Source organism: Candidatus Izemoplasma sp. (assembly GCF_982632705.1).
On the sequence record NZ_CEXEES010000055.1, the window covers coordinates 1 to 10,777 of the forward strand.

Below are 10,777 nucleotides of genomic sequence, written 5' to 3' on the forward strand. Positions count from 1 at the left end.
GTGATTGTACCAAATACTTTACAAGTAAATGATGTTGCACCTGTGTCTGGTGTTTTTTGTCTAATAACATAAGGAAGACCTGCGTCTTCTTTTTGTTTGATTTCATCATCTGTTAAATGACTACAAAGACCATCATATTTAGCATATCCTTTTTCTCTCATTGATGCCAAACGTTCTTCTGTACAGAAACATTTATATGCTTCTTTCTTTTCTACTAATTCTAGAGCGTATTTTTTATAGTTTGCCATTCGTTCTGACTGAATGTACGGACCAAATTCTCCGCCTTTATCTGGACCTTCGTCCCATAGTAAACCACATGTGTTTAATGTGTAGTAGATTGCATCAACTGCACCTTCAACATAACGTTCTTGATCTGTATCTTCAATTCTTAATACGAATGTACCTTCTTCTTTTTTTGCGATTAAATATGTGAAAACTGCACTTCTTAAATTACCAACGTGAATAAATCCAGTTGGCGATGGTGCAAATCTTGTTCTTACTGCCATATATATCACTCCTTAACGTTTTGTATTATAGTATATGTACATATAAAACACAATACTATTTACTAGCATCCTCTGTTTTAGATGAGTCTTGTACTAGTTGTTTTAGCTTTTGAATTTCCTCAGGTCTCAAATGTCTCCATTTCCCTTTAGGCATATCAAGTTGAATATTCATTACTCTTGTTCTTCTTAGTTTTTCAACTTTGTATTCATAATAAGAACACATTCTTCTAATTTGTCTATTTAATCCTTCAGTTAAAATTAAGCTAAATGTGTTATCACTAATTTTTCTAACTTTACACGGTTTGGTAACAGTTCCTAATATTGGTACACCTTTTCTCATTCTACCAAGGAATGCTTCTGTTAGTTTTTTATCTACTTGAACGATGTATTCTTTTTCATGATCATTGTTAGATCTTAGAATTTTATTAACAATATCACCATCGTTGGTCATTAATATCAACCCTTCACTATCCTTGTCTAATCGACCTATGTGAAAGATGCGTTTATTGTATTTCATAAAGTCTACAATATTAGTTTTATCAGTTCTATCGGTTGTAGAGGTAATCCCTACTGGCTTGTATAAAGCGATGTATACAAATTCCTCTTGTAGTTCGACCTCTTTGCCGTCAACCTTAACAATATCTCCGTCCTGAACTTTGGTTCCAAGTTCTGGAAGTTTATCGTTGATTGTAACTCTATCTGTTTCTATTAATCGGTCAGCCTCTCGCCTGCTGCAATGTCCAGCTTCACTTAAGTACTTGTTTAGTCTTGTTTCCATAATTATCAGTCCTTCTTAATACACTTCATTATACTACACTATTTAGCAAAAAACACAACTAAAAGTTGTGTTTTAATTTAAGAATATTGCAATGGTAATTATTGCTAGTTGAAGAACGATTAATCTAAATAAAATCAAGTTTATCGTTTCCAAATCTAGATACTTATACTCTTCTCTATTACTAACTGTCCTTGAAAGAATGTATTTCATTACTTGAAGGACAATACTTAACATACCCCAAATAAACATTAAGAGTAACGACGTGAAAAATGTATAACTCAATATACCAATCGAAACTACATCTACTGCATTTGCAAATAGAATAAATTTCTTACTCATTTTAGATTCTATATACTTTTTAGTTTGCATGACAAGATGAACTATCATAACAACAACCATAAAGTAAAACAAGAACCCTAAAAAATACATGTAATCCATATATCTACAACCATCCAGATCTACTATGTACATATCATTTAGTTCTGTTGTCATTGTATTACTTTCCTGATTATAGATAAATGAGTGATATACGTCTCCATTCCCTGGTAGTATAAATGTCTCATATAAACCTGAGGTGAATATAACTTCGTAGTTTTCGTCAAACACAACGATCTTAAACTTCTCCAAACGATAGTCTGACTCTCCGTACTCGTTAACTCTATAATCTAAAGCGTGAAATCCACATCCGTATTGGAACATATTCTCACTTTGATGATCGTATCCTAAAAAACTAACAAAATCATTATTAATATCAAAGTGGTCCATCCTAGCAAAATCAATTTCCTCGTCTTGTTCTATATCCCATTGATATCTCAAATTAGATTCATCTAATCTAATTACAGCATCGGTTGTTTCTTCTTCAATGATCAAATCAAAGTATAATTGATTTTCACAATTCTCTACTGTTAACATTATCCCACTATCTGTTGGCACTAATGTGCAAGCACTAATGACTAACGGAGATACACCGATTATCAAAAACAATAGTACTAATACCTTCTTCATAACATCACATCCTAGTAATAATTATATCATAATGGGTAATAAAAAACGCAACCTGATTATAGGTTGCGTTTTTAGTTTTATGCAAATACTATCTTTTACTGAATTGTGGCGCTCTACGAGCTTTTTTAAGACCTGGTTTTTTACGTTCAATTACACGTGAATCACGAGTAAGTAATCCGGCAGCTTTTAATACTGGTCTAAAGTCTTTATTTACTTCTAATAAAGCTCTTGATAGACCTAAACGGATTGCACCAGCTTGACCGCTGATTCCTCCTCCAAATACGTTAACTATGATATCGAATGACTTCAAGTTCTCAGTTAATGTTAATGGTTGTTCTACATCTAATCTTACTGCAGCATTTGGAATATATTCATTGAATTTTCTTCCATTAATGACGAATTTTCCAGTACCTGGTGTCATCATAACACGTGCTACTGAGCGTTTTCTACGTCCTGTACCTCTGTACAATACTTTACTTGCCATATAAAATTCCCCCTAACCTTTCAGTTCTAGTACTTCAGGTTGTTGAGCAGTTTGTTTGTGCTCAGGTCCTGCGTAAACGAATAATTTCTTATACATTTGGCGTCCTAGTCTTCCTTGTGGAAGCATACCTTTTACTGCGAATTCAACGATTCTTTCTGGGAAAGTTTCGTTCATTCTTTTTGCTGTTACTTCTCTTAATCCGCCAGGATATTGTGAATGTCTGTAATATTTCTTTTGATCCCATTTCTTACCAGTTAATTCAATTTCTTTAGCATTGATTACGATTACGTAATCTCCACCGTCAACATGTGGTGTGAATGTTGGTTTATGTTTACCTCTTAATACAGAAGCAACTTCAGTAGCTAAACGTCCAAGACGTTGCCCTTTAGCATCAACTATAAACCATTTACGTTCCACTGTTTGGTTATTTGCCATAAATGTCTTCATATGTTTTCCTCCAATTATAATAATCATCGGGTAAGGGTATTTTCGTACCCATAAATGTACCGGACTTTATAATATAGTATTTCAATATCAATGTCAACTACTTTTCAACACTTTTTTTCAATAGTTCGTGATATCAACCAAAATGAGTTAACAGGCACGGCTACTACCGATAACTGAGGTCGCTTTTTACCAATTAGTGAAAAACGGTGTTTTTCCCTTTGGTAAAAGGTCTCGGGTATTTAGTAGTGTTTTTTTATGTAATATTAGTTGTTATTTTTCTTGTGTTGCCCATTTTGTTTCTTTATTGTATCTTTTTCTATCTTTTTCATCTAAGATGCTTTTTCTTAATCTAATTGCTGCTGGTGTGATTTCTACTAGCTCATCTGCTTCAATGAATTCAAGTGCTTCTTCTAAAGTAAAAGTTAAAGGATCCGCAAGTTTTAATGCTTCATCTGTTCCTGAAGAACGAACGTTTGTTAGGTTTTTGTTTTTACATGGATTAACAACTAGGTCATTTGCTCTACTATTTAATCCAACAATCATTCCTGCATATACTTCTGTACTCGCAGCTACACACATTCTTGCTCTATCAGATAAGTGGAATAAGCTGTATGCCATTGTTTTCCCTTGCATTAGAGCAATGTATACACCATTACGTCTTTGCTCGATGATACCGGCAAATGGTTGGTATGAATCAAATGATTTTTCTAACGTTCCTCTACCACGTGTTGTGTTGATAAACTCAGAACGATAACCAATGATTCCTCGTGTTGGTACTAGGTATTCTATTTTTGTATATCCGTTTTCTGCCATCATAGATTGCATTGTTCCTTTACGGACATTTAATTGTGCAATTACAGATCCGATGAACTCATCAGGTGCTGAGATAATTACTTTTTCAAATGGTTCATGTTTCGTACCATCTATTTGTGTATAAAGCACTTCTGGTTTAGATACTGATAGTTCGTAACCTTCACGTCTCATACTTTCTAATAAGATCGATAAGTGAAGTTCTCCTCTACCATTAACTTTGTATCCCTCAACTCCAACAATGTCTTCTACTTCTAATCCAACGTTAGTTTCAAGTTCTTTTAATAGTCTTGCTCTTAATTGACGAGATGTTACTAGTTTCCCAGAACGACCAACAAATGGTGAATCGTTTACTAGGAAGTTCATTGATAATGTCGGTCTTTCAATATCAATCATTTCCATTGGTTCTACTTTTTCAGGTGCACATACTGTTTCACCGATGCTTATATGTGATACACCAGAGAATGTTACGATGTCTCCAGCGAATACTTCTTGTTTTTCAATTTTTGATAGTCCTTCGTTTACAAAAAGTTTTCCTATTTTTGCAGTAACGACAGTTCCATCACGTTTACTAACTTTTACTTGTGATCCAGCTTTTAATGTCCCTCTAGTAATACGACCAGTTCCTAGTCTTCCTAGGTAATCATCATATCCTAATGTTGATACTTGAATTTGTACTGGTTCATCTGAATTATCTTGATAGATATCTGTATGGTCTAATAGTACTTCAAATAATGAGTCTAAGTTCGTATGATTCGCTCCCATTTCTAGTTGAGCGATTCCTTCTCTAGCTACTCCGTAAACAATTGGGAAATCCAGTTGCTCATCTGTTGCTCCTAAATCACCAAATAAATCAAAACTTAGATCAACAACTTCTTCAGCTCTTTGATCTTTTTTATCAATTTTGTTAATGAATAGGATTGGGCGTAATCCAAGTTGTAATGACTTTTCTAATACAACTCTTGTTTGTGGCATTGGTCCTTCACTTGAATCAACAAGTAAAATAACTGTATCAACAGTTTTCATAATACGTTCTACTTCACTACTGAAATCAGCATGCCCAGGAGTATCAACGATATTAATTTTCGTTCCTTTATATTCAATTGAACAGTTCTTTGAATAGATTGTTATCCCGCGTTCACGTTCTAAATCATTACTATCCATTACTTGTTCTACTAAAACTTCATTGTCTTTAAATACACCACTCTGTTGTAGTAATGCATCTACCAGTGTTGATTTACCCGCATCAACATGTGCAATTACTGCAACGTTTATTATATCTTGTTCTCTCATATTTGTACCTCCAGATATTTCGTGTTTAAAATTAAACCTTGTTAAGTATACCACTTTTATATATATATGAAAGAGAAATATTCTTTTTTTAGATGAATGTGTTTTCATCAATAAAAAAAGAGAGACTTTAATCTCTCAATATTATTTTGCGTCCATAAACCATTTTGGGATTGTGTCTTTTAAGTTGTTATACTCTTCATAAACTTCATCAATACTTTCTTTTGCGAAATCAACATCTGTCTGATCATACATCATTGCCCATGGAATATTTCCAATCATTACACTCAGTAGATAGAACTTCAAATATAAGAAGAAATCGTCTGGAATGTCGTTATTAAAGTATCCTTCAATCTGACCTTTGGCGAAATAAGGACTAATTCTATATGAGAAATAAATTCTATTAAACTCATAATACGGGTCTCCTATTTTCATTCTATTGTAATCGATGATATAGATGTTTTCTTCTGGTGTAATTATTAAGTTCCCACTATGAAAATCACCATGAGATTGAGATGTTGGTCTGTTAAATAAAAGGTATGTATTTTTTTCCACAAACTCAATAATTTCATTCATGATTTCGCTTTTGAATCCGCACTTCCTAAATGCGTCAATTCGAGAAATTATCTTCTTCTTATATTGTTCTGTCCAGTTGTTTTCTAGTGTGTAATTCAGTTTGTGAATTTCTTTTAATTCCTTACCCATTTTTAATCCAAGTTGATATTGTTTCTCAATTGTCAAACTAGGTAAAATCAACTCTGCTTGATCTCCTTCAATATATTCAAGAAGCAAAAATGTAGTTTGCCCATTATCACATAATCCAAACTCTATAGGTTCATGGGTTGATAGACCTTTTTGATAGAGTGTTTCTATCAGTTTGTATTCGGCTTCTTTAACCTTATATTTGTCTAACGGTGCGGTTCTTAACATATATGTTTTATTGTTTGTTTCTATTTTATATTTCATGTCAAACGACCAACCTTTGTTGATCTGAGTTATCTTAGTTATATCTTTAAAAATACTAATTTCTTTAAACTTTAAATTCATTCTTTCACTCCCCTTAATGACATGAACAGTAATACTGGTACCACCAATAATATCGCTGTGAATAAATACATTCCTTGTATCCCAACTAATATACTAGCACCCACCATTAGCCCACCAGAAATCAGTTGTCCAATCGCGTCTAGTTGTCCAAACCCTGATAAGACAGTAGCCTTAATATTTGATGGAGTATTTTTAACTAATATTGTGTTTAATAATGGATATGTTCCTTCTCTACTTATAGAGAAAAACATAAATCCAAGAACTGCGAAATATTCAAATGGTAAAAAGGCAAACAGTATAATCCCGACAATCATCATCGAAGTGAAGTTGATTGCCCATAAGATTAAATGATGGCCCTTGGTTAAATACTTTTTAACCAAATGTAGAATTAGGTAACCAAAAATTGCGACAACTGCATTAATTGTAGAAAGTATCCATATTGGAGCTACATCAAAGTAGTCTCTCATATGAAGATTGTTTAGTATATATCTTTCATATGTTCTATCGATTCCTTCACTATATAAACCAAAGAACAACATAATAACAAACATTATTCTTAGTACTTTGTTTTTCTTCACATGTTTAAACCCTTTTGTTAGATGCGAAACATAAGACTTTAAAAGTGATTCATCATGAGGGTGTTTCTTAAAATTATGTTCCTTCATCGTTGAAATTGTGATGATACCTAGTAGAACAAACAATCCTCCAGATACATAAATCGCTAACCTGATGTTATACATCCCAATCACTGCAGCTAAGATAATACCCACAATACTAAACAATTGATGAAACTGAGCTCCAGTAATCATTGTTTGTTCAATATTAATGTTTTCTGTTTCATCTGACACCCAAGATTCTAATGCACCACTAATAAACGTATATCCAAGTCCCCATATTATTTGAGCGATGAATATCATAAAGAAATACGTTGTTATAGCTTCAAAAATAAACCCTACCCCAATAATGAAAAGACCAATGATAATACTCAGTCTTCTACTTTTTAAATCTGCGACAACTCCAGTTGGAGTTTCAAATAAAAACATCGCTATTTCTAATGCAGATCCGATTAGTATTAATTGGTAGATTTCTAGATTGGCTATATCTATTCTGTATATAGCAGATGCCATAAACATTAGACTAAAACCAAGTCCCATCATACTTCTTAATAATATGTATTGTTGTCTTGCATTCATATGGTTTCCTCGCTTTGTAAACTACAAACATTATAACATATTTATTATATACAAAATACTGTTCATCTTATATAATCATAGTTAGGTGATAGTATGAAGAAAACAATAGTATATATGCTGATTGCAATTATCGGCAACGCTCTAGGTACTGCTCTTATGCAGCAAACAGATATTGGTATGACAGCATGGGGTAGTAGCGCATTAAACACAAGTAATTATTTGGGAGTTTCTCTTGGTAATGGATTCATTATTCTAAGTGTCTTCTTTTATATAGTTGCAATCATTATTGCAAAGAAGTTTGTATTAAAAGATATGTTGCTTAGTGCATTGTTTCTATTCTGTTTTGCGTACCTGACAGATGTTTTCTTACTGTTTGTTCCTGAGTTCATATCATTACCATATATAATAAGGATACTAATAAATGTTGTTGGACTACTAATTTTATTGTTTAGTATCGCAGTTCATCTGAATGTGAATCTCGCTGTACATCCAATGGATGTATTTCTAAAGGAAGTACAATTGAAACTTAAGAGCATCGCAATAGGTACTTATGTATCATACTTCTTAGGTTTTATGATAGGAATCGTATTTGGTTTACTACATGGAAGTATTGAAGGAATTGGAGTAGGTACTATAATTACTCTTGTTACAAGTGGATTAGTAATGAAGTTCTATAACGATAGGATTTTACACAAATGGGATTTTGAAAGACAGACGAAATAGTCTGTCTTTTTTATTTATAAGAAATTATTCTATTTAGAAACATTAAAATATGTGTAAAGTATACTTGACATAGAGTAAAGTTTGTTATACTATATGGGTGTAAAGCAAACTTTACATAGTGTAAACTATAATAGACAGAGGAGGAAACAAAATGTCTTATCAAGAAAAAAGAAGTTTATCAAATATAGTAATGACAGTATTAATTGCTGTAGTGTACGTTCTAGTAACAGTTTCAAAATATAATAATGGTGATTTTGATACAAGCAATGAAATGAAATTGTGGTCTACATTAATCTTATGGTTTATCCCAATAAGTGTAGCAGCAAGAATAATCTTAACAATTCTATTTAGAATCTTTAGTGAAATCGGAAGAGAGATCTCTGGGAACAAAGAAGATAACATTGATTTAGTAGATGAAAGAGATAAACTAATTGAATTAAAAGCAAATAGAATTTCGTTAGTTGTATTTGGTTTAGGATTTATAATTGCATTGTTTACTCAAGCATTTGATGCATCAATATCTGTATTCTTTATCACTTTCATAACAGGTGGAGTTCTATCTGAAGTATTAGGTAATGTCTTTGAAGTTATATATCACCGTAGAGGTGTATAATGGCTAAATCAAAAATTGAAAATAATGTAAGAACATTACGTTTCATGAAAGATGAAATGACACAGGCTGCTCTAGCTAAAGCATTAGGTGTTTCAAGACAAACTGTGGTCGCAATTGAAAAAGGACAATACAGTCCATCACTAGAACTGGCTTTAAAAATTAGTAATGTATTTGATAAATCAGTAGAAGAAATCTTCTATATTAAAGAAAAATAACTACCTAGGTAGTTATTTTTTTCTTTTGTTTTGTAGTAGTTCTTTTTGTCGTTCTTGTCTTTTAACATATGCGTTTAATTTAATTGCTTTAGTATATTGATTGTAACGTTCTTCTAATAAGTCACCAATCTCTAAAGATTCCCGAATCATGCAGCCTGGTTCTAAATCATGTGAGCAATCTCTGAATCTACATTCACTAGCAATATTGAAGATGTCTTTAAACTCTTCTTCAACATTATCAACCATATAAGATTGAACAACTCGAATTCCTGGACTATCAATAATAGCTCCACCTGTATCTAGAGTAATCAGTTCTTTATGAACTGTCGTATGTCTTCCTTGAGCATCTGAGATTCTTATGTCAGATGTTTCGAAATGTTCATCCCCAATCAGTTTATTAATGATTGTTGATTTCCCAACTCCACTACTTCCAATAAATACACACGTATCTAGACCAATATATTCTTTTAGTTCTTTTATGTCTTCTACGTTAAATGAGGAAAGTATCTTTATATCAATATCAGTATAATCTTTTACTTCATTGACGAACGATTCATACTCATCTGTTAAATCACTTTTTGTGAACAGAAGCACTCTTTCATAATCGTCGGACTGTGTCATTGATATGAAATTCAATACTTTCCTTATATGATAATCTTGATTCAGTGATACACATATAAATACTTTATCAATGTTTGAAGCGATGATTTGTTCATTAAATACATTCACGGTTCCTAACCTTGATAATGTATTCTTTCTTTCTTCAATTGATTCAATGATTCCTTCATTGTGGTTCGTTTCTCTAAAGAATACATAATCACCCACCACTGGGTAATCACTTTTAGAGTAGGACATATACTTAAAACGACCACTTACTTCTAAACTATACTTGTCATTGTTGTATTCAACAATGTACTTTGTTAAATGATTTGAAACGACTCTACCTTTGTTTAATTTTGTCAAATTTGATCTCCTTTTATTTTATAGTTCTTTAATAAATGCGAAGATATAATCTGCAAACAAAAAGGACCTACACGGTCCTTATAAAATTCTTTTAGACGTTTTTGTGCAGTGATATATCTTCGCTTGTATTCAGTGTGAATTCATTCATAATACACCACCTCAACTTTCTGTTTTTCTATAAATAGTGTACTCCTTGTTTATAATATTGTCAATACTATATCTTATCCTCCACCAACAAAGTTGGTGAAGATAATTTCATCATTATCTTCTATAATTGTATCGAACTTTCTTAGATGAAGTGGTTGCCCTTTTACAAAGACTACGCACGTATCAAAATCAGACCTAATTATATTAGGATGTCTTTCTACTATTTCATCCATGATACTTGTAATTGTTCCTGGTTGTACTTCTATTTCATTTATTCCATATTTAGATCTTAACAAGTTGTATATTATTACTTTTACCATATCGTCACCTCTACTTGCTTGTCTTAATAACAGAGTTACTTAGTAAGTCTATTAATAGTAGTTTGTTTATTGTTGTTTGATCAGAACCTTGCATCATCTTTAAAAACTCTGAGACCATATAAGAAGCTGTGGCAGCTGGAGTAAACGATGGATTATGTAATTCTGATTCTAATCCTGATTCGTTGTCTTGATACGTATCTTTAATCAGATTACATCCTGGGAGTATCCAACCAATC

General features: G+C 32.3%; 13 protein-coding genes and 1 pseudogene. 3 read left to right on the forward strand and 11 right to left on the reverse strand.

Annotated elements, in window-relative coordinates; genetic code table 11:
- The 8 genes from AC2LE6_RS07130 to AC2LE6_RS07165 form a co-directional block, all read right to left on the reverse strand.
- A partial coding sequence (locus tag AC2LE6_RS07130) for a glutamate--tRNA ligase (protein WP_484478578.1) occupies positions 1–506 on the reverse strand: 506 nt, incomplete at its 3' end.
- Between the two features lie 55 nt (positions 507–561).
- Positions 562–1,287, reverse strand: a complete 726-nt coding sequence (gene rluF, locus AC2LE6_RS07135; protein WP_484478590.1) for a 23S rRNA pseudouridine(2604) synthase RluF — start codon at positions 1,285–1,287, stop codon at positions 562–564.
- A 69-nt stretch (positions 1,288–1,356) separates the two neighbouring features.
- The gene (locus AC2LE6_RS07140) at positions 1,357–2,289 is read right to left on the reverse strand and encodes a hypothetical protein (protein WP_484478579.1); all 933 of its coding nucleotides are present in this window, start codon (positions 2,287–2,289) and stop codon (positions 1,357–1,359) included.
- A gap of 88 nt (positions 2,290–2,377) precedes the next feature.
- Positions 2,378–2,773 carry a 30S ribosomal protein S9 gene (gene rpsI / locus AC2LE6_RS07145; protein WP_484478580.1) on the reverse strand — a complete coding sequence of 132 codons (396 nt, stop codon included), beginning with the start codon at positions 2,771–2,773 and terminating at the stop codon, positions 2,378–2,380.
- A gap of 12 nt (positions 2,774–2,785) precedes the next feature.
- Complete coding sequence (gene rplM / locus AC2LE6_RS07150; RefSeq protein WP_484478581.1) at positions 2,786–3,220, reverse strand: 50S ribosomal protein L13; 435 nt, start codon at positions 3,218–3,220, stop codon at positions 2,786–2,788.
- A 270-nt stretch (positions 3,221–3,490) separates the two neighbouring features.
- Positions 3,491–5,323, reverse strand: a complete 1,833-nt coding sequence (gene typA, locus AC2LE6_RS07155; protein WP_484478582.1) for a translational GTPase TypA — start codon at positions 5,321–5,323, stop codon at positions 3,491–3,493.
- A gap of 141 nt (positions 5,324–5,464) precedes the next feature.
- Complete coding sequence (locus AC2LE6_RS07160) at positions 5,465–6,367, reverse strand: aminoglycoside phosphotransferase family protein (protein ID WP_484478583.1); 903 nt, start codon at positions 6,365–6,367, stop codon at positions 5,465–5,467.
- On the reverse strand, positions 6,364–7,560 hold the full coding sequence (locus AC2LE6_RS07165) for an MFS transporter (protein ID WP_484478584.1): 1,197 nt from the start codon (positions 7,558–7,560) through the stop codon (positions 6,364–6,366). The genes AC2LE6_RS07160 and AC2LE6_RS07165 overlap by 4 nt, the downstream gene beginning before the upstream one ends.
- A 93-nt stretch (positions 7,561–7,653) precedes the next feature.
- Between AC2LE6_RS07165 and AC2LE6_RS07170 the strand changes: the two genes are divergently transcribed.
- The 3 genes from AC2LE6_RS07170 to AC2LE6_RS07180 all read left to right on the forward strand — a co-directional run bounded on the left by AC2LE6_RS07170 (position 7,654) and on the right by AC2LE6_RS07180 (position 9,111).
- Positions 7,654–8,283 carry a DUF6198 family protein gene (locus AC2LE6_RS07170; RefSeq protein WP_484478585.1) on the forward strand — a complete coding sequence of 210 codons (630 nt, stop codon included), beginning with the start codon at positions 7,654–7,656 and terminating at the stop codon, positions 8,281–8,283.
- Positions 8,284–8,434: 151 nt separating this feature from the next.
- The gene (locus tag AC2LE6_RS07175) at positions 8,435–8,896 is read left to right on the forward strand and encodes a hypothetical protein (RefSeq protein ID WP_484478586.1); all 462 of its coding nucleotides are present in this window, start codon (positions 8,435–8,437) and stop codon (positions 8,894–8,896) included.
- Positions 8,896–9,111, forward strand: a complete 216-nt coding sequence (locus AC2LE6_RS07180; RefSeq protein WP_484478587.1) for a helix-turn-helix transcriptional regulator — start codon at positions 8,896–8,898, stop codon at positions 9,109–9,111. Before AC2LE6_RS07175 ends, AC2LE6_RS07180 begins: the two co-directional genes overlap by 1 nt.
- A 12-nt stretch (positions 9,112–9,123) precedes the next feature.
- Here AC2LE6_RS07180 and rsgA read toward each other — a convergent pair whose 3' ends face one another.
- From rsgA to AC2LE6_RS07195, 3 genes and pseudogenes are all read right to left on the reverse strand, one after another.
- The gene (gene rsgA, locus AC2LE6_RS07185; protein ID WP_484478588.1) at positions 9,124–10,074 is read right to left on the reverse strand and encodes a ribosome small subunit-dependent GTPase A; all 951 of its coding nucleotides are present in this window, start codon (positions 10,072–10,074) and stop codon (positions 9,124–9,126) included.
- A 221-nt stretch (positions 10,075–10,295) separates the two neighbouring features.
- On the reverse strand, positions 10,296–10,541 hold the full coding sequence (locus AC2LE6_RS07190; protein WP_484478589.1) for a MoaD/ThiS family protein: 246 nt from the start codon (positions 10,539–10,541) through the stop codon (positions 10,296–10,298).
- Positions 10,542–10,551: 10 nt separating this feature from the next.
- Positions 10,552–10,777: pseudogene (locus tag AC2LE6_RS07195) on the reverse strand (HesA/MoeB/ThiF family protein); the annotation flags it as partial.

Coding starts and splice junctions, on each gene's coding strand:
- AC2LE6_RS07140 (WP_484478579.1), bottom strand. CDS start 2,289: ATGAAGAAGGTATTAGTACTATTGTTTTTGATAATCGGTGTATCTCCG.
- rpsI (WP_484478580.1), bottom strand. CDS start 2,773: ATGGCAAGTAAAGTATTGTACAGAGGTACAGGACGTAGAAAACGCTCA.
- rplM (WP_484478581.1), bottom strand. CDS start 3,220: ATGAAGACATTTATGGCAAATAACCAAACAGTGGAACGTAAATGGTTT.
- typA (WP_484478582.1), bottom strand. CDS start 5,323: ATGAGAGAACAAGATATAATAAACGTTGCAGTAATTGCACATGTTGAT.
- AC2LE6_RS07160 (WP_484478583.1), bottom strand. CDS start 6,367: ATGAATTTAAAGTTTAAAGAAATTAGTATTTTTAAAGATATAACTAAG.
- AC2LE6_RS07165 (WP_484478584.1), bottom strand. CDS start 7,560: ATGAATGCAAGACAACAATACATATTATTAAGAAGTATGATGGGACTT.
- AC2LE6_RS07170 (WP_484478585.1), top strand. CDS start 7,654: ATGAAGAAAACAATAGTATATATGCTGATTGCAATTATCGGCAACGCT.
- AC2LE6_RS07175 (WP_484478586.1), top strand. CDS start 8,435: ATGTCTTATCAAGAAAAAAGAAGTTTATCAAATATAGTAATGACAGTA.
- AC2LE6_RS07180 (WP_484478587.1), top strand. CDS start 8,896: ATGGCTAAATCAAAAATTGAAAATAATGTAAGAACATTACGTTTCATG.
- AC2LE6_RS07190 (WP_484478589.1), bottom strand. CDS start 10,541: ATGGTAAAAGTAATAATATACAACTTGTTAAGATCTAAATATGGAATA.